We start from the raw sequence: 22346 nt of genomic DNA, 5'->3' as shown, positions 1-22346 counted from the left end.
TTACTTGCCTCCTTCCTCAGTAGCGACGTTCTTTCTCGCTGGAAGGACTTCTCCACGATAGATCCATACTTTTACACCGATACGACCATAAGTGGTATGTGCTTCAGCAGTACCGTAGTCGATGTCAGCACGCAGCGTATGGAGCGGAACAGTACCTTCGCTGTAACCTTCAGAACGTGCGATGTCCGCGCCGCCAAGACGACCGCTTACCAAAGTTTTGATACCTTTTGCACCAGCGCGCAGCGTACGAGTGATCGATTGCTTTTGCGCACGGCGGAAGGAAATGCGGTTTTCCAGTTGACGTGCGATATTTTCAGCTACCAGAGTAGCATCCAGATCCGGACGTTTTACTTCGTTGATATTGATATGAACGCGTTTGCCAGTCAGATCAGTCAAGGATTTGCGCAGAGTTTCAACCTCAGCTCCACCTTTACCAATTACCATACCAGGCTTAGCGGTGTGAATCGTAACGTTCACGCGATTAGCTGCGCGTTCGATTTCGATAGTGGATACAGCAGCGTCTTTCAGACGCCCTTTTACAAACTTGCGGATTTTCAAGTCTTCGTGCAACAGAGTTGCGAAGTCCTTGTCAGCGTACCATTTGGACTCCCAGTCACGAATGACACCGATCCGAAGTCCTACCGGGCTTACCTTTTGACCCACACGTAATCCCTCCTTATTTCTCGTTTAGTACCACTGTGATGTGGCTTGTGCGTTTATGGATGCGGCTTGCGCGACCCATAGCGCGCGGACGGAAACGCTTCAACGTAGGACCTTGGTCTACGAAGATTTTGCTCACTACGAGGCTGTTAGGATCCATTTCGTAGTTGTGCTCAGCGTTTGCAATAGCCGACTTCAGGAGCTTTTCAACAACTGGAGAAGCTGCTTTTGGCGTGTGTTTCAGGATCGCCAACGCTTCACCTACTTGCTTGCCTCTGATCAAGTCAACAACCAGGCGGACTTTACGAGACGCGATGCGAATATTGCGAGCAACTGCTTTAGCTTCCATCTTTGTACCTCCTCTCTGTCAAGAGAAATTTAGCGCTTCTTGGATTTCTTGTCGTTGTCGACGTGACCCTTGAAGGTACGAGTTGGTGCGAATTCACCCAATTTATGACCAACCATGTCTTCCGATACGTATACTGGTACATGTTTGCGGCCATCGTATACTGCAAACGTGTGTCCTACGAACTCAGGGAAGATGGTGGAACGGCGAGACCAAGTTTTGATCACGCGTTTCTCGTTCTTTTCATTTTGCTCGTCAACTTTTTTCATCAAGTGGTCATCCACGAAAGGACCCTTTTTTAAGCTACGTCCCATTAGTGAACCTCCCTTCGCCAAAGGCGTTCGGTATTATATCAGCCTACCTTATTTCTTGCGGCGGCGGATGATGTATTGGTCGGACTTGTTCTTCTTCTTGCGAGTCTTGAGACCCAGGGTTGGTTTACCCCAAGGAGTAACAGGTGCTTTACGACCGATTGGAGCGCGACCTTCACCACCACCGTGTGGGTGATCGTTAGGGTTCATTACGCTACCGCGTACAGTTGGACGGATACCCAACCAGCGGGAACGTCCTGCTTTACCGATGTTCAGCAGTTCGTGATCCAGGTTACCTACTTGACCGATGGTAGCGCGGCATACGTTATGGATGCGGCGAGTTTCACCGGAAGACAGGCGAACGATTACGAACTCACCATCACGACCGAGCAGTTGAGCAGAAGCACCAGCTGCACGCACCAGTTGTCCACCTTTACCAGGTTTCAACTCGATGTTGTGGATGGTAGTACCTACCGGGATTTTCTCCAGTGGCAGCGCGTTACCGATTTTGATGTCGGCATCTGCTCCGGATACGATCTCGTCGCCCACTTTCAGGTTGTGTGGAGCGAGGATGTAACGTTTTTCACCGTCAACATAGTTGATCAGCGCGATGTTAGCGGAACGGTTTGGATCGTACTCGATAGTAGCTACGCGACCTACGATACCATCTTTGTTACGCTTGAAGTCGATAATACGGTATTTACGTTTATGACCGCCACCTTGATGACGAACGGTAATTCTACCTTGGTTGTTGCGACCAGCTTTTTTGCTGAGAGGCGCCAACAAGGATTTTTCGGGAGTCGATGTGGTGATCTCCTCGAAAGTAGAAACCGTCATTTGGCGACGACCAGGAGAAGTCGGTTTAAACTTTTTGATACCCATGTTATTACCCTCCTTTTCGGTAGTCGTCGAGGTTATACTCCCTCGTAGAAGGCCAATTCTTTGCTGTCATCAGTCAGCTTAACGATTGCTTTCTTCCACTCGGATGTGTAACCGGAGTATTTTCCGTAGCGTTTTGGTTTCGCAGGAACACGAACAGTGTTTACTGCTTCTACTTTTACGCCAAATACTTTTTCAACAGCTTGCTTGATTTCTGTTTTGTTAGCTTTGAGAGGTACTTCGAAAACGTACTTCTTCTCAGCCATCATGTCAGTGGTGCGCTCGGTAATGACAGGGCGTTTAAGGACATCATGAAGGCTCTTCATTATGCGAGCACCTCCTCTACTTTCGCAACCGCTTCTTTCGTCACGATTACTTTGTCATGCGCTACCAGATCCAGAACGTTAATGCCTGCAGCATCTACGAATTTGGCACCTGGGATGTTACGGGAAGAGAGAGCTACGTTTTGATCGTACTCGGAAGTCACGATCAGAACTTTGCGATCTGCTTTCAAGCTGTTCAGAACAGCTGTCATTTCCTTAGTTTTAGGAGCTGCGAAGTTCAGAGCTTCCAGAACCAGGAGTTCGTTGTTTTGTACTTTCGCGGACAGTGCGGATTTCAGAGCCAAACGGCGAACTTTACGGTTCAGTTTGTAACCGTATTTGCGCGGAGTTGGACCGAATACAACACCGCCACCTTTCCATTGCGGAGAGCGAATGGAACCTTGGCGTGCGCGACCTGTACCTTTTTGGCGCCATGGCTTGCGGCCACCACCACGTACTTCAGAGCGGTTCTTTACATCGTGTGTTCCTTGACGTTGGGATGCTTGTTGCATCACGATCGCATCGTACAGAACAGCGTTGTTAGGCTCAATCCCGAACACGCTATCTGCCAATTCGATTTCGCCAACTTGAGAACCAGTTTGGTTATAAAGAGCTACTTTCGGCATGTCAGTTCCTCCTTTCCTTAGTGTTTCTTGACTGCCGTCGATACGAGCACGCAACTGTTTTTCGGGCCAGGCACGGAGCCTTTAACGAGAATCAGGTTGCGAGTAGCATCTACTTTAACTACTTCCAGGTTTTGAATGGTTACGTTGTCGCCACCCATTTGACCTGGCAGGGTTTGACCTTTGAAAACGCGGTTTGGAGCGACAGCACCCATGGAACCAGGACCGCGATGGTAACGCGAACCGTGAGCCATAGGACCGCGGGATTGGTTGTGACGTTTGATCGCACCTTGGAAACCTTTACCCTTGGTTACGCCCGATACGTCAACGATTTCTCCCTCGGCAAAAATGTCTACTTTCAACTCTTGACCAACCTCATAATCAGCGAGGTTAATTCCGCGAATTTCGCGAATGAAGCGCTTAGGAGCAGTGTTAGCTTTTGCTGCATGGCCTTTTTCCGGCTTGTTAGCGCGCTGTTCTTTTTTGTCTTCGAAGCCGATTTGGATCGCTTCGTAGCCGTCGTTCTCCACGTCTTTCTTTTGAAGAACCACGTTAGAACCTGCTTCGATAACCGTTACAGCGATCGCTGTTCCGTTTGGACCAAAAACTTGAGTCATTCCAAGTTTTTTCCCTAAGATTCCTTTGGTCATTTGTGCCACCTCCTGTGCTTATTTCAGTAAAACGTTTTTTATGTTGTATCAAGTCCCCATCGATGCGCAGGGGTGCCATTTTAAGGGTTTGTTGCTTGGTATAACACGCTTATCAAGACAACGTCTGCGCGTGTATCGCTTTTTGGGACCTTACAGTTTGATCTCGATATCTACACCAGACGGCAGATCCAGACGCATCAAAGCATCTACTGTTTGTGGTGTAGGGTTCAAGATGTCGATCAAACGCTTGTGAGTACGCATCTCGAATTGCTCACGAGAATCTTTGTACTTATGCACCGCACGCAGGATCGTATAAACTGCTTTCTCGGTAGGAAGCGGAATTGGACCGGATACGTTTGCACCGGAACGCTTCGCTGTGTCCACGATTTTCTCCGCGGATTGATCGAGGATTTTGTGATCATACGCCTTCAAACGAATACGAATCTTTTGCTTTGCCATTTTAGTCCCTCCTTTTTCGCCCATTTATTAAACAGACATTTCTCCGTGGAAATATCCTGCACCCCGGTCATGGCAAAGGGGCCGGGTGTGTCAGCAACCTCCCACATCATCGCAAGTCCATGACCAACATTCAATATTGTACTAAAAATATTTGGGCTACGCAAGTGATTTCTTAGTTTCCCGCACATTTTTTTGTACACGCGAGCCTACTGAAAGACTCACCTTGAACATCTTACTGATTTCTGAGCAGAAAGGCAAGCGGGATTCCCTGCCAACTCGCCACTGTTCTATCTATAATAGAAAGAACACGTTATACTTAAAAGGATTCGTCATTGCAAAGGAGGTTATTTGTATGTCTGAGACCATGCGCACTCCCTATGAGATGATCGGCGGGGCTGATACTTTGTCCCGTCTGGTTGATACATTTTACGACCTGGTTGCCCGGCACCCTGACCTTGCTCCGCTCTTCCCCGAAGACTTTACGGAAGTGAAAGAGCGCCAATATATGTTTCTTACCCAGTTTCTCGGTGGGCCTACCCTCTATTCAAATCGCCACGGACATCCGATGCTGCGTGCACGCCACATTCGTTTCCCCATTGGCCCTGTACAGGCAGAAGCCTGGTTGGCTTGCATGAAAACGGCGATGGACAAAACCGGACTTGAGGGCGAGATACGCGAGCAAATTTTTGAGCGTCTGCGTTTGACCGCTTATCATATGGTGAACAAGTGGGACCAAGAAGAAAAAGCGTAGGGATCTCCCTACGCTTTTGTTATTTTAGCCATCGTTTTTGCTGAGCTGGACTTCGTCTTGACGAGGTTTCTTGATCCGAGGTACACCCCGGCCACAATCATTAACAGCGCGAGCATGTGGACCAGCTTTAATTGTTCCCCCAGGAACAGCGCTGCAAAGAACAGGCTCGCCATTGGCATTCCGTTCAAGAACAAGGCAGTTCGGCTTGCTCCCAGTTGGCGAATACCATAATTCCAGCCTACCGAACCCAAAGCTGTAGAAAGCGCCCCGGAAATGAAGATCACCAGCCATTGGAACGCAGACACTTCAAGCGACAAGTAGTAGGATGCCGGTTGCAGCGTGAGAGCTGTCGCCCACAAAAACGCGATTCCGAACATTTGCGACAAGGCTGTGATCAGCAGCACAGGAACTCCCCGGACGACAAGCTTGCGAATCAGCAAGCCGCCAGTGACGTACATCAGCATGGAGAAAAACATGATCGCATCTCCCCAGCCGTTCATATGGATTCCGCCATGTTGCGAAATGACGACAATCAACACTCCAGCAAACCCTACGCCAATGCCGAGTCCTTTTTGCCACGACATGTGTTCTCCGAGGAAAAGCATAGCCAGCAGAGCTGTTGCCAGTGGGTTCAATCCGAGGATCAGCGACGCATTGCCTGCTGTAGTCGTCTGCACGCCTGCTGCCAATGTGATCTGGTGCAACGCAATAGAGCTGGCCCCTACTCCGGCAATCAACAGCCAATCTGTTTTTTTCAGCCGCAAGTTCGTTCTGTATTTATAAATGATTGGCGCCAAGCAAATTCCTGCGACCGTCATGCGAATAGCTGCTACATACAGCGGCGGAAACGACGTGAGATACTTTACCATTACCACGTTCAAGCCCCAAAGTATGACTACGCCAGCCAGCATGAAAAATAACAGCTTTTCATTGTTTTTCATTTCTCTATCCCCCATCCGCTGATCGTATTGTAGCACACGGTCATCTATTGGCTTATTGAATCATTTTGATGGGAGCCATGCAGAAAATCGATGAGAGTAAACAGGCAAAAAGAAAAACCCGACAACATATGCTGTCGGGTTTTTGTACGTATCAGTAAATCCTACGCGTCGATAGAAGCTACAACGCCAGCGCCTACTGTACGGCCACCTTCGCGGATCGCGAAGCGAGTACCTTGTTCCATCGCTACTGGAGCGATCAGTTCAACGGTGAACTCAGTGTTGTCGCCAGGCATGATCATTTCAACGCCTTCTGGCAGTTGGATGATACCTGTAACGTCAGTTGTACGGAAGTAGAATTGTGGACGGTAGTTAGCAAAGAAAGGAGTGTGACGTCCGCCCTCTTCTTTGGACAGAACGTAAACTTCTGCTTTGAACTTGGTGTAAGGCTTAACGGAACCTGGTTTCGCCAAGCATTGTCCACGCTCGATGTCTTTACGGTCTACACCGCGCAAGAGAGCACCGATGTTGTCACCAGCTTGAGCTTGATCCAGCAATTTGCGGAACATCTCAACACCAGTTACAGTGGAAGTTTTTGTTTCTTCAGCCAGACCGATGATCTCAACTGGGTCACCAACTTTAACGATACCGCGCTCTACACGACCAGTAGCAACTGTACCACGGCCAGTGATTGTGAACACGTCCTCAACTGGCATCAGGAAAGGCTTGTCAGTTGCGCGCTCAGGAGTTGGGATGTAGCTGTCAACAGCGTCCATCAGTTCAACGATTTTCTTAGCCCAGTCACCAGTTGGGTTGTCCAAAGCTTCTTTAGCAGAACCTTTGATTACTGGAGTGTCGTCACCTGGGAACTCGTATTGAGACAGCAGGTCACGGATTTCCATTTCAACCAGTTCGAGCAACTCTTCATCGTCTACCATGTCGCATTTGTTCATGAATACTACGATGTAAGGTACGCCTACTTGTTTGGAGAGCAGGATGTGCTCGCGAGTTTGTGGCATTGGGCCATCAGCTGCGGATACAACCAGGATAGCTCCGTCCATTTGAGCAGCACCAGTAATCATGTTTTTCACATAGTCCGCGTGACCAGGGCAGTCAACGTGTGCATAGTGACGGTTGTCAGTTTCGTACTCAACGTGTGCTGTGTTGATTGTGATACCGCGCTCTTTTTCTTCTGGAGCAGCGTCAATCGCAGCATAGTTCATTGCTTTTGCTTTACCTTGTGTTGCCAATACAGTAGTGATGGCAGCAGTCAGGGTAGTTTTACCGTGGTCAACGTGACCAATAGTACCGATGTTAACGTGTGGTTTATTACGCTCAAATTTTTCTTTTGCCATGAGAGCTAAAGCCTCCTTAAATGATAAGGGTTTTATAGGTAAGAAAGGTTTACCCTACCAAGGGTTGTACCTTAAATATTGTAAACCTTTCCTGATTCAAGATAAAGCGGAACCGTAAATTATTCGCCTTTAGATTTCTTAACGATTTCTTCAGCGATGAATTTAGGTACTTCTTCGTAGTGGTCGATCACCATGGAGTAAACGCCACGGCCTTGGGTACGGGAACGAAGAACTGTGGAGTATCCGAACATCTCGGACAGTGGTACCATTGCACGGATTACTTGTGCGTTTGCACGAGCTTCCATACCTTCGATACGACCGCGGCGGGAGTTCAGGTCACCCATTACGTCGCCCATGTACTCTTCAGGCATTGTAACTTCTACTTTCATGATTGGCTCAAGCAATACAGCGCCACATTTTTTCGCAGCTTCTTTCAGAGCGAGAGAACCTGCTACTTTAAATGCCATCTCGGAGGAGTCGACATCATGGTAGCTACCGTCTACGATAGTAGCTTTGATATCAACCAGCGGGAAGCCGGCGATAACACCATTTTTCATCGCTTCTTCGATACCCGCTTGTACAGCAGGGATGTATTCGCGCGGTACCACACCACCGACGATTTTGTTTTCGAATTGGAAGCCTTGACCTGGTTCGAGAGGAGCGAACTCCACCCAAACGTGACCGTATTGACCACGACCACCGGACTGGCGAACGAATTTACCTTCCACTTTCGCTTCTTTCCGGAATGTTTCACGGTAAGCTACTTGTGGTGCACCTACGTTCGACTCGACTTTAAATTCGCGTTTCAGACGGTCAACAATGATCTCCAGGTGAAGCTCACCCATACCGGAGATGATCGTTTGACCAGTCTCTTCGTCTGTGCGGGTTCTGAACGTTGGATCCTCTTCAGCCAGTTTGGACAGGCCGATACCCATCTTGTCTTGGTCTGCTTTGGATTTTGGTTCGATCGCAACAGAGATAACTGGCTCTGGGAACTCCATAGACTCAAGGATTACTGGAGCCTTTTCATCACACAGAGTATCACCAGTTGTTGTATCTTTCAAACCTACAGCTGCAGCAATGTCACCGGAGTAAACGATTTGAATCTCTTCGCGGTGGTTTGCGTGCATTTGCAGGATACGACCTACACGCTCACGTTTACCTTTTGTGGAGTTCAGAACGTAAGAACCGGAGTTCAGTACGCCGGAGTAAACGCGGAAGAAAGTCAGACGGCCAACATACGGGTCAGTCATGATCTTGAAAGCAAGAGCAGAGAACGGACCGTTGTCGTCAGCTGGACGTTCAACTTCATCTTCAGTGTCAGGCAAAGTACCTTTGATTGCAGGAATGTCTACTGGAGATGGCAGATAACGAACAACGTTGTCCAGCATAGGCTGAACACCTTTGTTACGGTAAGAAGATCCGCACATTACAGGAGTCAGTTTGCACTCAATTGTACCTTTACGCAGAGCTGCGCGGATTTCGTCGTTGGTCAGCTCTTCGCCTTCCAAGTACTTCATCATGAGCTCTTCGTCTTGTTCCGCAGCTGCTTCAACCAGTGCAAGACGCAGCTCTTCGCATTTGTCTTTCAGGTCAGCTGGGATTTCGGTAGCGTCAGAAGTTTTGCCCAGGTCATCGGTATAGATGATTGCCTTCATTTCGATCAGGTCAACCATACCTTTGAATTGGTCTTCAGCACCGATTGGATATTGAACTGCTACAGGATTTGCACCCAGACGAGATTTGATCTGTCCCAAGCACATATCGAAGTTAGCACCCAAGATATCCATTTTGTTGATGTAGCACATACGCGGTACGCCGTAGCGGTCAGCTTGGCGCCATACGGTTTCGGTTTGCGGCTCAACGCCACCTTTTGCGTCAAAAACGGTTACAGCACCGTCAAGAACGCGCAGGGAGCGCTCAACTTCTACAGTGAAGTCTACGTGGCCTGGCGTGTCGATAATGTTGATACGATGGCCATCCCATTGAGCAGTAGTAGCAGCCGAAGTGATGGTGATACCGCGCTCTTGCTCTTGTTCCATCCAGTCCATGGTTGCTGCACCTTCGTGCACCTCACCAATTTTGTGAACGCGACCGGTGTAGAACAGAATACGCTCAGTCGTTGTCGTTTTACCAGCATCGATGTGAGCCATGATACCGATATTACGCGTATTCGGCAAAGAGAACTCGCGAGCCATTCAGGTATGCTCCTTCCATACTCGAGTTTTTGAATAAACGGGTATCCAAGACGGACACCCGATTCAATTTCCTACCAGCGATAGTGAGCAAACGCTTTGTTCGCTTCAGCCATCTTGTGCGTGTCTTCACGCTTTTTAACTGCTGCACCGGTGTTGTTAGCAGCGTCCATGATCTCGTTAGCCAGGCGTTGTTCCATGGTTTTCTCTCCACGGTTACGGGAGTAGTTAACCAACCAACGCAGACCAAGAGTGGTACGGCGCTCCGGTTTTACTTCGATCGGTACTTGGTAGTTAGCACCACCTACACGGCGAGCTTTAACTTCCAGTACAGGCATTACGTTTTTCAGTGCTTCTTCAAACACTTCCATCGGGTTGCGGCTTGTGCGCTCCTGAATGATGGTGAATGCGTTGTAGAGAATATTTTGCGCTACACCGCGTTTGCCATCCAACATCAGACGGTTAATCAAGCGAGTAACCAGCTTGCTGTTGTAAATAGGATCTGGCAACACGTCACGACGGGTTACAGGACCTTTACGAGGCATCGTATTCCCTCCTTCTTTTCGGTATAAATTCACGCCACTTCAAAGGCGCTTTTCTTATTTCTTTTTCGCTGCTGCAGCTGCTTGACCTGGTTTTGGACGTTTTGTACCGTATTTGGAACGACCTTGTTTACGGTTGTTTACGCCAGCAGTGTCAAGTGCACCACGAACGATATGGTAGCGTACCCCTGGCAAGTCTTTTACACGACCGCCGCGCACCAGCACGACGCTATGCTCTTGCAGGTTGTGGCCAATACCACCGATGTAAGCTGTTACCTCGATTCCGTTTGTCAAACGCACACGAGCGTATTTACGCAACGCGGAGTTCGGTTTTTTCGGAGTCATGGTACCTACACGAGTGCAAACACCACGTTTTTGAGGAGAGCTTTGGTTGGTTTGGCTTTTCTTGAAGCTGTTGTACCCTTTTTGCAAAGCTGGGGACTTAGACTTCACAACCTTGTCCTCGCGACCTTTACGCACCAATTGGTTAATTGTAGGCATGATGTTACCTCCCTTCTTAATACCCAATCTTCAAGACCACAGATCCAGGTGAGTCATTTTTAGGCCAAATAGAAAGTTCTTGTCCATCTTTTACGCATCGCGCAACAGACAAAAACATCGTTAACCACTTTTCTTAATCGCAGCGGTAGCCGCTCCCACTTCAATTCCGCACGCTTTGCCTAGACGGCGCATGGAATCTACATGAATGACTGGAACACCCTTCTCTTTGCAAAGGAGCTCGACTTTTTGGGTCAAACGTCTATCAGCATCAACCGCGATGTACACTGCTTCAACCTGCTGGTTTTCTACAGCTTTCATCGTTTGCTTAACACCGATCGTCAACTCCTTGGCCCGCTCTACTTTTTCATAAGACATGATTCTCATATCCTCCAAAGTACAGATATCAGGCACACTTGAATATAATATCAGCTGGGTTCGCTGTTGTCAACGCCCAACTCATATTTTTTATTCAGGAAGGCGCCCGCCAAAATCTGGCGGACGCCACCCCCACAATTACTCTACAGAAACCGCTTCTTGCTCAGCTTTGAGAGCTTCGAGTTCTGCTTCGTAATCAACCTGACTTGCTACTTTTACATTGCGATAGCGAGACATACCGGTACCTGCCGGAACAAGTTTCCCGATAATCACGTTTTCTTTCAGACCGAGCAGGCGATCCACTTTTCCTTTGATCGCTGCGTCTGTGAGAACGCGCGTTGTCTCCTGGAAGGAAGCCGCCGACAGGAAGGAGTCGGTTTCCAGGGATGCTTTTGTAATCCCCAAAAGAACCGGACGACCCACTGCTGGATTTTTGCCTTCGATGAGAACTTTTGCGTTCGCCTGCTCAAACTCAGGAACTTCCACATAGGAGCCTGGCAAGAGGTCTGTATCTCCGCTGTCGATGACGCGCAGCTTGCGGAGCATCTGACGGATCATAACCTCAACGTGCTTGTCGTTAATTTCTACACCCTGCATGCGGTAAACTTTTTGTACCTCTTGCAAAATGTAGTTGGAAACGCCGCGCATGCCGCGAACTTTGAGCATTTCTTTCGGGTCGACGGAACCTTCCGTGAGCTCGTCACCAGCGCTCAGCTTGACACCAACAGATACTTTGATGCGCGAGCCGTATGGAGCAGCGTACACTTTGTTTTCCGCTTCACCGCGAACTTCGATTTCACGACGGTCTTTACCTTCACGAATGTCGACAACTTCCCCGTCGATTTCAGAAATAACGGCTTGACCTTTCGGATTGCGCGCTTCGAACAACTCTTGAATACGCGGCAAACCTTGGGTAATATCGTCTCCCGCAACCCCACCGGTATGGAAGGTACGCATGGTCAGCTGGGTACCCGGCTCACCAATGGACTGAGCGGCAATAATACCAACCGCTTCCCCAACTTCCACTTCGGCTCCTGTTGCCAGGTTGCGTCCGTAGCAAAGTTTGCAGACACCATGGCTGGTGCGGCAAGCAAGTACGTTACGGATGTAGACACTTGTGATGCCCACTTTTTCGATATACTCGGCAACCTCTTCGGAAATTTCCTCGTTGCGGCCGATGATGACTTCTTTTGTTTCCGGGTGGCGGAGAGTCTCGAAGCATGTACGTCCAACCAGACGGTCAGACAGCTTCTCGATTTCTTCACGGCCATCCTTGATCGCTGTAACACGAATACCTTTATCTGTACCGCAATCTTTTTCGCGGACGATCACGTCTTGGGCAACGTCTACGAGACGACGGGTCAAGTAACCCGAGTCCGCAGTACGCAGCGCCGTATCGGCGAGACCTTTCCGCGCACCGTGCGTGGAGATAAAGTACTCCAATACAGTCAGACCTTCACGGAAGTTGGATTTGATCGGCAACTCGATGATTCGACCGGATGGGTTCGCCATCAGACCGCGCATACCAGCGAGCTGAGTGATCTGGGATACGTTACCGCGGGCACCGGAGTTCGCCATCATGAAGATCGCATTGAACTTATCCATGGACTTCATGAGTACCTCGGTTACCTCATCCTTGGCTTTGGACCAGATGGAGATAACGCGGTCATAACGCTCATCCTCAGTAATCAGACCACGGCGGAACTGCGTCATGACAGTTGCAACCTTTTGATCCGCTTCATCGAGAATGTCTTTCTTCTTGCCAGGTACGGCAATGTCCGCTACCGCGATTGTGATACCCGCTTTAGTGGAGTACGTGAAGCCAAGCTCTTTGATTCTGTCGAGAATCATGGAAGTTTTCATCGTGCCGAAGCGACGGAAGCACTCGGAAATGATCGTTCCCAGGAAGCCTTTTTTCACTGCACCCGGATCTGGCAGGTTGCGCACAAACTCGGTTACGTTGGTACCTTTGTCAAAAATAAAGTATTCGTCAGGAACCATGTTTTGCAGGTTCGATTTGGTCGGAACGTTGATGAACGGCAAATCTGGAGGGAAGATCTCGTTGAAGATCACTTTCCCTACTGTCGTTACGATGAGCGCGTTCTGTTGGCGTTCAGTAAAGCTGGTTTTGTTCAGGCGTCTCGCTGGCAAAACGATGCGCGTATGCAAGCTGATGAAGCCTTGCTGGTAAGCAGCGATCGCATCATGAGGATCGCGATAGATCGTACCCTCGCCTTTGTCGCCTTCACGTTCCAGTGTCAGATAGTAAGAACCAAGCACCATGTCCTGGGATGGCGTTACTACTGGTTTACCGTCTTTCGGGTTCAAGATGTTTTGCGCTGCCAGCATGAGGATACGGGCTTCTGCCTGCGCCTCTGCGGACAACGGAACGTGAACCGCCATTTGGTCACCGTCGAAGTCGGCGTTGTACGCTGTACAAACGAGCGGGTGCAAACGGATCGCACGGCCTTCAACCAATACTGGTTCGAAAGCCTGGATACCCAGACGGTGCAAGGTGGGGGCACGGTTCAGAAGCACCGGATGCTCGCGAATCACGTCTTCGAGAACGTCCCATACTTCAGGCTGAACGCGCTCTACCTTGCGTTTGGCGCTCTTGATGTTATGAGCGAGTCCTTTGGAAACGAGCTCTTTCATCACGAACGGTTTGAAGAGTTCCAATGCCATTTCTTTTGGCAAACCGCACTGGTACATCTTCAGATTAGGTCCTACAACGATAACGGAACGACCGGAGTAGTCAACGCGCTTACCGAGCAAGTTTTGGCGGAAACGTCCTTGTTTACCTTTCAGCATGTGGCTGAGAGATTTCAGCGGACGGTTACCTGGTCCAGTTACCGGACGGCCGCGACGACCGTTGTCGATAAGTGCGTCTACTGCTTCCTGCAGCATCCGTTTTTCGTTTTGTACGATAATGTCAGGAGCACCCAGTTCAAGCAGGCGCTTCAGACGGTTATTCCGGTTGATTACGCGACGGTACAGGTCATTCAAGTCGGAAGTGGCAAAACGTCCACCATCGAGTTGAACCATTGGGCGAAGCTCTGGCGGGATTACCGGCAGTACGTCCAGAACCATCCAATCCGGGTGGTTTCCGGAGTTGCGGAATGCCTCAAGCACTTCCAGACGTTTGATCGCACGGTTGCGACGTTGGCCTTGTGCTGTTTTCAGGTCTTCTTTCAACGTTTCCACATCTTTGTCCAGATCGATTTCCGCGAGCAGGCGTTTGATCGCCTCAGCTCCCATCATCGCTTGGAAAGAGTGGCCGTACTTCTCACGATAGTTGCGGTACTCTTTTTCCGAGAGCAGCTGCTTTTTATCGAGTGGTGTATCACCTGGATCAGTTACTACATAAGAAGCGAAGTAAATAACTTCTTCCAGGGAACGCGGGGACATGTCGAGCACCAAGCCCATGCGGCTTGGAATCCCTTTGAAATACCAGATGTGAGAAACTGGGGCAGCCAGTTCAATATGCCCCATGCGCTCACGCCGTACTTTGGCGCGGGTCACTTCCACGCCGCAACGGTCGCACACTACACCTTTATAACGTACACGCTTGTACTTACCGCAATGGCACTCCCAGTCTTTGGTCGGTCCAAAGATGCGTTCGCAGAACAAGCCGTCTTTTTCCGGTTTCAGTGTGCGGTAGTTGATCGTCTCTGGCTTTTTCACTTCCCCGAAAGACCACGAACGGATCTTATCGGGGGAAGCCAAGCCGATCTTCATATATTCGAAGTTGTTCACGTCTATCACAGGGCGTTACCTCCCTTTGTACCGGAATCTTACTCGTCGTTCAAGCTTCCACCTTCGAGAACGAGGTTCAGTTTTTCACCGTTGCCTTCATCCTCATCTTCCATTTCACGCATTTCAATCTCCTGCTCGTCGCCGGACAGGATTTTCACGTCCATACCCAAGCTTTGCAGTTCCTTGATCAGAACCTTGAACGATTCAGGAACACCTGGCTCTGGCACGTTTTCACCTTTGACAATCGCTTCGTACGTCTTCACGCGACCCACGACGTCATCCGACTTGACGGTGAGAATTTCCTGCAAGGTGTAGGCTGCACCGTAAGCTTCCAATGCCCAAACCTCCATCTCCCCGAAACGCTGTCCGCCGAATTGAGCTTTACCACCCAATGGCTGTTGAGTAACGAGAGAGTATGGACCGGTAGAACGGGCGTGAATCTTGTCATCTACCAAGTGAGCCAGTTTCAGCATGTATACGCATCCGACCGTTACACGACGATCGAACGGTTCACCTGTACGTCCATCGTACAAGATGGTTTTACCATCACGGTCGAGGCCAGCCTCTTCCAAAGTCTCGAATACTTCTGCCTGACGGGCACCGTCGAATACAGGTGTCGCCACATGGATGCCGAGAAGCTTCGCTGCCATACCCAAGTGAGTCTCCAATACCTGACCGATGTTCATACGGGAAGGTACGCCCAACGGGTTCAGTACGATTTCAACAGGAGAGCCGTCTGGGAGGAATGGCATATCCTCTTCTGGCATGATCCGGGCAATAACCCCTTTGTTACCATGTCGTCCGGCCATCTTGTCACCCACGGAGATTTTCCGTTTTTGGGCGATGTAGACACGAACCAGTTGATTCACGCCTGGAGGCAGCTCGTCGCCGTTCTCACGCGTAAATACTTTCACGTCTACGATAATACCGGAACCACCATGCGGTACGCGCAGGGATGTATCGCGAACTTCACGGGCTTTTTCCCCGAAAATGGCGTGCAAGAGGCGTTCTTCCGCAGTCAGCTCGGTAACCCCTTTTGGCGTTACTTTACCAACGAGAATGTCGCCGTCTTGAATCTCAGCGCCGACGCGGATAATACCGCGCTCATCCAGGTTTTTCAGAGCGTCTTCCCCGACGTTTGGAATATCGCGGGTGATCTCTTCTGGGCCCAGCTTGGTGTCGCGAGCTTCGGACTCGTATTCTTCAATATGGATCGACGTATAAACGTCATCCTTCACAAGCTTCTCACTCAGGAGAATCGCATCCTCGTAGTTGTAACCTTCCCACGTCATAAACGCGACGATTACGTTACGACCCAATGCCAATTCACCTTTTTCGGTGGAAGGACCGTCACCAATGATGTCGCCTTTTTCAATCCAGTCTCCGCGGCTTACGATCGGACGCTGGTTGATGCAGGTTCCCTGGTTGGAACGGATGAACTTGTGCATTTTGTATTTGTCGATATCGCCAGCAACTTTCTTGCCGTCGATTTCTTTATAGCGGCGAATCCAGATTTCGCGAGCCGTTACACGCTCAACTTGACCCGGATGCTTGGCAACGATCGCCACACCGGAGTCTTGCGCTGCTTTGTGCTCCATACCCGTACCGACGAACGGTGCTTGTGGAATCAAAAGCGGAACGGCCTGCCGCTGCATGTTTGAACCCATCAGCGCGCGGTTCGCGTCATCGTTCTCAAGGAACGGAATGAGCGCCGTCGCAACGGATACAACTTGCTTAGGCGATACGTCCATGAAGTCTACCTTGTCGCGAGGCACGCTCAAGATCTCGCCTTTACGACGGCAGATAACCATGTCGTTCACGAAGCGTCCATCATCATCGAGAGGCTGGTTCGCCTGCGCCACGTTGAAAACATCCTCTTCATCCGCAGTCAGATAGACGATGTCCCTCAGCACAAAGCCTGTTTCCGGGTCTACCTTGCGGCGTGGCGTTTCAATGAAGCCGTAGTCGTTAATGCGCGCAAAGGACGACAGCGAGTTGATCAAACCGATGTTTGGTCCCTCTGGCGTCTCAATTGGACACATACGGCCGTAGTGAGAGTGGTGAACGTCGCGCACTTCAAAGCCCGCGCGCTCACGCGTCAAACCACCAGGTCCGAGAGCGGACAGACGGCGTTTGTGCGTCAGCTCAGCCAATGGGTTTGTTTGGTCCATAAACTGAGACAGCTGGGAGCTTCCGAAGAACTCTTTCAGCGACGCAATAACAGGACGGATGTTAATCAGAGCCTGCGGCGTGATTTGGTTCTGATCCTGAATGGACATACGCTCGCGAACCACGCGCTCCATACGGGACAAACCGATACGGAACTGGTTCTGCAAAAGCTCACCCACGGAACGGAGACGACGGTTGCCCAAGTGGTCAATATCGTCAGTGGAACCAACGCCATGAAGCAGGTTCATGAAATAGTTGATCGCCGAAACGATATCCGCCGGCGTAATATGCTTGAAGGATTTATCCACATTTCCGTTTCCGATGACTTTGATGATCTTGCCATCTTCAATCGGAGAGAAAATATTAATGGATTGCAGATGAATCGTCTCTTCTTCCAAAACGCCGCCATGCGTACGAACATCAAGGAAACCAATGTTGGTTTCCAACGCAGGCACAATGCGATCCAGTACGCGGCGGTCAATCATTTGTCCCGCCTCGGCAAAAATTTCGCCGGTTTTGGTATCGACCAATGTTTCAGCCAAGCGTTGGTTGTACAGACGGTTTTTCAGATGAAGCTTTTTGTTCATCTTGTAGCGACCTACAGAAGCCAGGTCGTAACGTTTTGGATCGAAGAAACGAGAGATCAAGAGGCTCTTCGCGTTTTCGACTGTTGGCGGCTCACCCGGACGAAGGCGCTCGTAAATCTCGATCAGCGCTTTTTCCGTAGAGTCGGTGTTGTCTTTTTCCAGCGTGTTCTTGATGTACTCATCTTCACCCAGCAAGTTGAGAATCTCGATGTCGGAACCGAAGCCCAGTGCACGCAAAAGAACCGTTACCGGGATTTTTCGCGTACGGTCGATGCGGACATAAATTACGTCTTTCGCATCGGTCTCCAGCTCCAGCCACGCACCCCGGTTCGGGATTACCGTAGCTGTAAACGTCTGCTTGCCGTTTTTGTCCACTTTGGTGTTGTAATATACACTGGGGGAACGAACAAGCTGGCTGACGATTACGCGCTCAGCACCATTAATAATGAAGGTTCCCGTTTCGGTCATGAGCGGGAAATCCCCCATGAAGACTTCTTGTTCCTTCACTTCTCCCGTCTCTTTGTTCAACAAACGTACCTTCACACGCAGAGGCGCCGCATAGGTGACGTCACGTTCTTTCGACTCGTCAACATCGTACTTTGGCTCTCCCAAGCTGTAGTCGATAAACTCCAGCACGAGATTGCCAGTGAAGTCCTGGATTGGCGAAATGTCTTGGAACATCTCACGGAGCCCCTCATCAAGGAACCATTGGTAGGACTTTTGCTGAATCTCGATGAGATTTGGAAGGCCCAGCACTTCGTTAATACGTGAATACGTACGACGCTGGCGGTGTCGGCCACTTTGAATCACTTTACCTGCCAACTTATTCACCCCTCAGGTTGTGTTTTCACACATAGAAACTTGGCATTCGGCAATCTTGCAATTGCAGGCGAACACCTTAAAATAAAAATGGGTTAAAGCAGCATCAACCATTTTTAACCCAGAGAAACTCTATTTTAAAAGAATTCCCATGTTTTTACACAAACATTCCTCTTTCAGGAAAAAAGTAGAAACGCTTGACAAACAGGGAATTACTGAAAAATAGACATTTATCCCATATTGACATTTTATAATGCTACCACAATCAAATATTCACGTCAAGAAAAGTTTTCTAATGATTGTCGCTTGACTATTTGATTGCGCGAAAAATGGAGTAGCCCTTTTCCCGATCCACTTCTATCACTTCACGGTAGGTTTCTTGCAGCTTTTTCAATGCAGACGGGGCGCCTTGCTTTTTCTGAATAACCACCCACATCTCTCCACCTTCAACGAGCAGCTCATGTCCTTCAGTAAAAATGCGATGTACAATTTCTTTGCCCGCCCGAATCGGCGGATTGGTCAAAATGACGTCGTACTGCTCACCTTGCACGGCACTGTAAACATCACTGACCCGCACTTCGATATTTTTGATTCCGTTTCTTTCGGCATTCCGACGAGCCAGGTCAACCGCACGCTCGTTCACATCGATCATCGTCACTTTTCCCTGGTCAGCCAGCGTGGCAGCCGTCAAGCCAATCGGCCCGTAGCCGCACCCCACATCCAAAACCCGAGCGTGACTGCCGATCTCCATGTTTTCGATGAGCAATACACTGCCAAAATCAATCCGGTCCCGGGAAAAAACACCGGCGTCAGTGGTGAAGCGAAGCTCCCTCCCGCGAAGCACAAACGAAAATTGCTGTTCGTCATGCGCCGTTCCCGGTTGACTGGTGTAATAGTGATCTCCCACGTGTGATTCACCCTTCCTCATCGATTGAAAAAACTCGCCGTCCTCTTACAGAAAAACCCCCTGCCGCAGGCAAGGGGAATTTCTAAAGAAAGCTAACTTACTTCACTTCTACTTGTGCGCCAGCTTCTTCGAGTTTTGCTTTGAGAGCTTCTGCTTCGTCTTTGGAAACGCCCTCTTTGAGTGTTTTTGGAGCGTTGTCTACCAGGTCTTTTGCTTCTTTCAGACCCAGACCAGTCAGCTCGCGAACAACTTTAATAACGTTGATTTTGGAAGCTCCGCCGCTTACCAGGTTTACAGTGAACTCAGTTTGCTCAGCAGCAGCTTCAGCAGCGCCACCAGCAACTACAGCTACAGGAGCAGCAGCAGTTACACCGAATTCTTCTTCAATTGCTTTTACCAAGTCGTTCAGTTCGAGAACGGACATGCCTTTGATGGCTTCCAAGATTTGCTCTTTAGACATTTTGAAATCCTCCATTCAATGGATAGTTTTATTGAAACATCAGCCGATCAGACGATTAAGCGCCTTGACCTTCTTTTTGCTCGGCCACTGCTTTGACTGCCAGTGCAACGTTGCGCATTGGAGCTTGCAGGACGGAGAGAAGCATGGACAAGAGACCTTCGCGGGAAGGAAGAGTTGCCAGTGCATGAATTTGTTCAGCACCAACTACTTTGCCCTCGATCACGCCACCCTTGATTTCCAGCTTGTCGTTTTTCTTCGCGAATTCAGCAATAACTTTCGCTGGAGCGATGATATCGTCTTTGGAGAACGCCAAAGCGTTCGGGCCAGTCAGATATTGATCCAGTTCAGTCAAGCTTTCTTTTTCAGTAGCCAGACGAGTCAGGGAGTTTTTCAACACCTGGAACTCAACACCAGCTTCACGCAGTTGTTTGCGGAGCTCGGTAACTTGGGCTACAGTCAGACCGCGGTAGTCAGCCACCACTGTGGTTTGGCTCTCGCGGAGCTTGGCTGCGATTTCGTTGATCGCTTGTACTTTCTCTTCACGAATAACGGTTGGACGAATTTCTGCCATTGTTTACACCTCCCGTGCTCTAATCCTAGAAAATGAAGAATGCCCTCGCAGACATCACGAGGGCATAATGCTCTATCGTCAAAGGAAATCAATGTTTCCTCTTTCGTACATTACACGCCTCGGAGGGATATTAAGCGTTACTCTCGCAAGTACCGCACCTTCTGTCTACGGCATATTCTTTTCATCAACAGGGACTATCTTAACAACTTCCCAAAAGGAAGTCAAGTGTCATTATTTTACAGCTACGCGTACGCCAGGACCCATAGTGGAGCTCAGGGTTACATTTTTCATGTAAACGCCTTTAGCCGCAGCTGGTTTCGCACGGTTCAGTGCTTCAGTCAGAGCTGCCAGGTTCTCAGCCAGCTTATCAGCATCGAAGGATGCTTTTCCGATAGGAGCGTGGATGTTACCTGCTTTGTCTACGCGATACTCAATTTTACCTGCTTTGATTTCGTTAACCGCTTTTGTTACGTCGAAAGTAACAGTTCCGGTTTTAGGGTTTGGCATCAGGCCTTTTGGACCGAGTACACGACCCAATTTACCTACTTCACCCATCATGTCAGGAGTAGCTACTACGACGTCAAAGTCGAACCAGCCACCTTGAATTTTCGCGATCATGTCTGCATCGCCTACGAAGTCAGCGCCAGCAGCTTCTGCTTCTTTTGCTTTTTCGCCTTTAGCGAATACGAGAACGCGTTGTACTTTACCAGTACCGTGTGGCAGTACTACAGCGCCACGGATTTGTTGGTCAGCACGTTTAGGGTCTACACCCAAACGGAATGCTGCTTCAACTGTTTCGTCGAATTTAGCAGTAGCTGCTTTTTTAACCAGCTCAATGCCTTCAACTACTTCGTATACTTTGTTTTTATCAACGAGCTTTACAGCCTCTTGATATTTCTTACCTTTTTTTGCCATGATTTAAATCTCCCTTCAATGTGGTCGTAGCGGTTAATCCTCCCACAGACAGGGGGGCACAACGTCTGTGCCCCCTTGCACTCAAGACAATTAGTCTTCGATTACGATACCCATGGAACGTGCAGTACCTTCCACCATGCGCATAGCCGCTTCCACGGATGCAGCATTCAGGTCAGGACGTTTCAGTTCAGCGATTTCGCGAACTTTATCACGTTTCAGCGTAGCAACTTTTGTTTTGTTCGGTACGCCGGATCCGGACTCGATACCAGCAGCTTTCTTCAACAGAACTGCAGCTGGAGGAGTTTTTGTAATAAAAGTGAAAGAGCGGTCTTCAAACACGGTGATTTCCACCGGAATGATCATGCCAACTTCGCTTTCTGTACGTGCATTGAATTCTTTACAGAACCCCATGATGTTTACACCAGCTTGACCGAGTGCCGGACCTACTGGAGGTGCAGGATTCGCTTTACCTGCTGGGATTTGTAATTTAATTACGCGGATAACCTTCTTAGCCACGTAAGACACCTCCTTACTTCACATGTGGTTATTACGGGGGAATGCCCCCTCCCACCTTATTAAGAAAGTCTCGTAAAAGACTTTCGATCTATAGTGAGAGTGCAAGAAACCCCAGATATTGTTGTGGGATTGTTAAAACAAAATGAAATGTACCACATAGCGCGATACTTTTCAAGTTGAATCCTAATCCAATTTTTGAACTTGTGTAAAGTCTAGCTCCACCGGTGTTTCGCGACCGAAGATGTCCACCAATACGCGAACCTTCTGTCTGTCCGGGTAAATCTCGATAATCTCCCCGGTGCGATTAGAAAATGGACCATCTGTGACGCGCACCATATCGCGGAGAGCAAAATCGACTCTGATCTTGGGAATTTCGATCCCCATTTGCTTGAGAATCGTATCGGCCTCTTCAGGACGCAGCGCTGTCGGCTTAGAGCCAGCGCCCGTGGATCCGACAAAGCCGGTAACCCCAGGAGTGTTTCGCACGACATACCAAGAGTCGTCCGTCATCACCATTTCAACAAGGACGTATCCAGGAAAAACCTTTTTCGTGACGGTGCGCTTTTTGCCATCCTTAGTCTCCACTTCTTCCTCAGTGGGAACGAGAACGCGAAAGATCTTGTCTTCCATGCCCATCGACTCGACGCGCTTCTCCAGGTTCGTCTTAACCTTGTTTTCGTAACCTGAGTACGTATGAACGACATACCATGCTTTTTCCATATCCACCAGGACGTTAAC

At 49.4% G+C, this 22346-nt stretch carries 23 protein-coding genes and 1 other annotated feature; of the genes, 1 reads left to right on the top strand and 22 read right to left on the bottom strand.

Translation table 11 applies throughout. The features are described 5' to 3' along the window. From rpsC to rpsJ, 8 genes are all read right to left on the bottom strand, one after another. Positions 1 to 663 (bottom strand): 30S ribosomal protein S3, encoded by a 663-nt coding sequence (rpsC, locus tag HP435_RS01515; RefSeq protein ID WP_063231105.1) that lies wholly within the window; start codon positions 661 to 663, stop codon positions 1 to 3. 13 nt (positions 664 to 676) lie between these two features. Then, positions 677 to 1009: a 50S ribosomal protein L22 gene (rplV, locus tag HP435_RS01510; protein WP_063231106.1), complete on the bottom strand. Its 333-nt coding sequence runs from the start codon at positions 1007 to 1009 to the stop codon at positions 677 to 679. A 29-nt stretch (positions 1010 to 1038) separates the two neighbouring features. After that, a complete protein-coding gene (rpsS, locus tag HP435_RS01505) occupies positions 1039 to 1320 on the bottom strand; it encodes a 30S ribosomal protein S19 (protein WP_005828846.1) in 282 nt (93 codons plus the stop codon). A 48-nt stretch (positions 1321 to 1368) separates the two neighbouring features. Next, on the bottom strand, positions 1369 to 2199 hold the full coding sequence (gene rplB, locus HP435_RS01500; RefSeq protein ID WP_063231107.1) for a 50S ribosomal protein L2: 831 nt from the start codon (positions 2197 to 2199) through the stop codon (positions 1369 to 1371). A 32-nt stretch (positions 2200 to 2231) separates the two neighbouring features. Next, the gene (gene rplW / locus HP435_RS01495) at positions 2232 to 2522 is read right to left on the bottom strand and encodes a 50S ribosomal protein L23 (RefSeq protein WP_007716243.1); all 291 of its coding nucleotides are present in this window, start codon (positions 2520 to 2522) and stop codon (positions 2232 to 2234) included. Then, a complete protein-coding gene (gene rplD / locus HP435_RS01490) occupies positions 2522 to 3145 on the bottom strand; it encodes a 50S ribosomal protein L4 (RefSeq protein ID WP_063231108.1) in 624 nt (207 codons plus the stop codon). Before rplD ends, rplW begins: the two co-directional genes overlap by 1 nt. Positions 3146 to 3162: 17 nt before the next feature. Next, positions 3163 to 3792 (bottom strand): 50S ribosomal protein L3, encoded by a 630-nt coding sequence (gene rplC / locus HP435_RS01485; RefSeq protein WP_173599892.1) that lies wholly within the window; start codon positions 3790 to 3792, stop codon positions 3163 to 3165. Positions 3793 to 3942: 150 nt separating this feature from the next. Continuing rightward, positions 3943 to 4251 carry a 30S ribosomal protein S10 gene (rpsJ, locus tag HP435_RS01480; RefSeq protein WP_005828858.1) on the bottom strand — a complete coding sequence of 103 codons (309 nt, stop codon included), beginning with the start codon at positions 4249 to 4251 and terminating at the stop codon, positions 3943 to 3945. A gap of 352 nt (positions 4252 to 4603) precedes the next feature. On the opposite strand from rpsJ, the gene HP435_RS01475 reads away from it, so the two are divergent. Continuing rightward, complete coding sequence (locus tag HP435_RS01475; RefSeq protein WP_122966802.1) at positions 4604 to 5002, top strand: globin domain-containing protein; 399 nt, start codon at positions 4604 to 4606, stop codon at positions 5000 to 5002. An 8-nt stretch (positions 5003 to 5010) separates the two neighbouring features. On the opposite strand, the gene HP435_RS01470 is transcribed toward HP435_RS01475, so the two are convergent. From HP435_RS01470 to nusG, 14 genes are all read right to left on the bottom strand, one after another. Beyond that, complete coding sequence (locus HP435_RS01470) at positions 5011 to 5943, bottom strand: DMT family transporter (protein WP_173599891.1); 933 nt, start codon at positions 5941 to 5943, stop codon at positions 5011 to 5013. Positions 5944 to 6104: 161 nt separating this feature from the next. Then, positions 6105 to 7295 (bottom strand): elongation factor Tu, encoded by a 1191-nt coding sequence (gene tuf, locus HP435_RS01465; RefSeq protein WP_122966804.1) that lies wholly within the window; start codon positions 7293 to 7295, stop codon positions 6105 to 6107. 119 nt (positions 7296 to 7414) lie between these two features. Continuing rightward, positions 7415 to 9493, bottom strand: a complete 2079-nt coding sequence (fusA, locus tag HP435_RS01460) for an elongation factor G (protein WP_063231113.1) — start codon at positions 9491 to 9493, stop codon at positions 7415 to 7417. Positions 9494 to 9564: 71 nt separating this feature from the next. Then, the gene (gene rpsG / locus HP435_RS01455; protein ID WP_063231114.1) at positions 9565 to 10035 is read right to left on the bottom strand and encodes a 30S ribosomal protein S7; all 471 of its coding nucleotides are present in this window, start codon (positions 10033 to 10035) and stop codon (positions 9565 to 9567) included. 54 nt (positions 10036 to 10089) lie between these two features. Then, positions 10090 to 10533, bottom strand: a complete 444-nt coding sequence (gene rpsL, locus HP435_RS01450) for a 30S ribosomal protein S12 (protein WP_005828873.1) — start codon at positions 10531 to 10533, stop codon at positions 10090 to 10092. A gap of 120 nt (positions 10534 to 10653) precedes the next feature. After that, positions 10654 to 10908, bottom strand: a complete 255-nt coding sequence (locus HP435_RS01445; protein WP_122966806.1) for a 50S ribosomal protein L7ae-like protein — start codon at positions 10906 to 10908, stop codon at positions 10654 to 10656. Between the two features lie 138 nt (positions 10909 to 11046). Then, positions 11047 to 14673 (bottom strand): DNA-directed RNA polymerase subunit beta', encoded by a 3627-nt coding sequence (gene rpoC, locus HP435_RS01440; protein WP_063231116.1) that lies wholly within the window; start codon positions 14671 to 14673, stop codon positions 11047 to 11049. A 29-nt stretch (positions 14674 to 14702) separates the two neighbouring features. Then, positions 14703 to 18242, bottom strand: coding sequence for a DNA-directed RNA polymerase subunit beta (rpoB, locus tag HP435_RS01435; RefSeq protein WP_122966807.1), 3540 nt, complete (start codon positions 18240 to 18242; stop codon positions 14703 to 14705). A 307-nt stretch (positions 18243 to 18549) separates the two neighbouring features. Continuing rightward, positions 18550 to 19146, bottom strand: coding sequence for a class I SAM-dependent methyltransferase (locus HP435_RS01430; protein WP_122966808.1), 597 nt, complete (start codon positions 19144 to 19146; stop codon positions 18550 to 18552). Positions 19147 to 19243: 97 nt separating this feature from the next. After that, positions 19244 to 19606, bottom strand: coding sequence for a 50S ribosomal protein L7/L12 (gene rplL / locus HP435_RS01425; RefSeq protein ID WP_063231119.1), 363 nt, complete (start codon positions 19604 to 19606; stop codon positions 19244 to 19246). Positions 19607 to 19661: 55 nt separating this feature from the next. Beyond that, the gene (gene rplJ, locus HP435_RS01420; protein ID WP_063231120.1) at positions 19662 to 20177 is read right to left on the bottom strand and encodes a 50S ribosomal protein L10; all 516 of its coding nucleotides are present in this window, start codon (positions 20175 to 20177) and stop codon (positions 19662 to 19664) included. A gap of 25 nt (positions 20178 to 20202) precedes the next feature. After that, positions 20203 to 20366: a sequence feature (ribosomal protein L10 leader region), on the bottom strand. Positions 20367 to 20408: 42 nt separating this feature from the next. After that, positions 20409 to 21092: a 50S ribosomal protein L1 gene (rplA, locus tag HP435_RS01415; protein ID WP_122966809.1), complete on the bottom strand. Its 684-nt coding sequence runs from the start codon at positions 21090 to 21092 to the stop codon at positions 20409 to 20411. Positions 21093 to 21182: 90 nt separating this feature from the next. After that, positions 21183 to 21608 carry a 50S ribosomal protein L11 gene (gene rplK / locus HP435_RS01410; protein ID WP_005828886.1) on the bottom strand — a complete coding sequence of 142 codons (426 nt, stop codon included), beginning with the start codon at positions 21606 to 21608 and terminating at the stop codon, positions 21183 to 21185. 183 nt (positions 21609 to 21791) lie between these two features. Next, complete coding sequence (gene nusG / locus HP435_RS01405) at positions 21792 to 22328, bottom strand: transcription termination/antitermination protein NusG (RefSeq protein ID WP_063231122.1); 537 nt, start codon at positions 22326 to 22328, stop codon at positions 21792 to 21794. Between the last annotated feature and the right edge of the window lie 18 nt (positions 22329 to 22346).

Origin of the sequence: Brevibacillus sp. HD3.3A (genome assembly GCF_013284375.2) — a bacterium.
Classification (GTDB): Bacteria; Bacillota; Bacilli; order Brevibacillales; family Brevibacillaceae; genus Brevibacillus; species Brevibacillus parabrevis.
The sequence above is the reverse complement of the archived record's forward strand: the minus strand, read 5'-3'. Positions and strand labels throughout refer to the sequence as shown.

What these genes read in the sequence shown, in the direction of transcription:
- rplV (WP_063231106.1), bottom strand. Translation starts at nt 1,009, where the DNA reads ATGGAAGCTAAAGCAGTTGCTCGCAATATTCGCATCGCGTCTCGTAAA.
- rpsS (WP_005828846.1), bottom strand. Translation starts at nt 1,320, where the DNA reads ATGGGACGTAGCTTAAAAAAGGGTCCTTTCGTGGATGACCACTTGATG.
- rplB (WP_063231107.1), bottom strand. Translation starts at nt 2,199, where the DNA reads ATGGGTATCAAAAAGTTTAAACCGACTTCTCCTGGTCGTCGCCAAATG.
- rplW (WP_007716243.1), bottom strand. Translation starts at nt 2,522, where the DNA reads ATGAAGAGCCTTCATGATGTCCTTAAACGCCCTGTCATTACCGAGCGC.
- rplD (WP_063231108.1), bottom strand. Translation starts at nt 3,145, where the DNA reads ATGCCGAAAGTAGCTCTTTATAACCAAACTGGTTCTCAAGTTGGCGAA.
- rplC (WP_173599892.1), bottom strand. Translation starts at nt 3,792, where the DNA reads ATGACCAAAGGAATCTTAGGGAAAAAACTTGGAATGACTCAAGTTTTT.
- rpsJ (WP_005828858.1), bottom strand. Translation starts at nt 4,251, where the DNA reads ATGGCAAAGCAAAAGATTCGTATTCGTTTGAAGGCGTATGATCACAAA.
- HP435_RS01475 (WP_122966802.1), top strand. Translation starts at nt 4,604, where the DNA reads ATGTCTGAGACCATGCGCACTCCCTATGAGATGATCGGCGGGGCTGAT.
- HP435_RS01470 (WP_173599891.1), bottom strand. Translation starts at nt 5,943, where the DNA reads ATGAAAAACAATGAAAAGCTGTTATTTTTCATGCTGGCTGGCGTAGTC.
- tuf (WP_122966804.1), bottom strand. Translation starts at nt 7,295, where the DNA reads ATGGCAAAAGAAAAATTTGAGCGTAATAAACCACACGTTAACATCGGT.
- fusA (WP_063231113.1), bottom strand. Translation starts at nt 9,493, where the DNA reads ATGGCTCGCGAGTTCTCTTTGCCGAATACGCGTAATATCGGTATCATG.
- rpsG (WP_063231114.1), bottom strand. Translation starts at nt 10,035, where the DNA reads ATGCCTCGTAAAGGTCCTGTAACCCGTCGTGACGTGTTGCCAGATCCT.
- rpsL (WP_005828873.1), bottom strand. Translation starts at nt 10,533, where the DNA reads ATGCCTACAATTAACCAATTGGTGCGTAAAGGTCGCGAGGACAAGGTT.
- HP435_RS01445 (WP_122966806.1), bottom strand. Translation starts at nt 10,908, where the DNA reads ATGTCTTATGAAAAAGTAGAGCGGGCCAAGGAGTTGACGATCGGTGTT.
- rplL (WP_063231119.1), bottom strand. Translation starts at nt 19,606, where the DNA reads ATGTCTAAAGAGCAAATCTTGGAAGCCATCAAAGGCATGTCCGTTCTC.
- rplJ (WP_063231120.1), bottom strand. Translation starts at nt 20,177, where the DNA reads ATGGCAGAAATTCGTCCAACCGTTATTCGTGAAGAGAAAGTACAAGCG.
- rplA (WP_122966809.1), bottom strand. Translation starts at nt 21,092, where the DNA reads ATGGCAAAAAAAGGTAAGAAATATCAAGAGGCTGTAAAGCTCGTTGAT.
- nusG (WP_063231122.1), bottom strand. Translation starts at nt 22,328, where the DNA reads ATGGAAAAAGCATGGTATGTCGTTCATACGTACTCAGGTTACGAAAAC.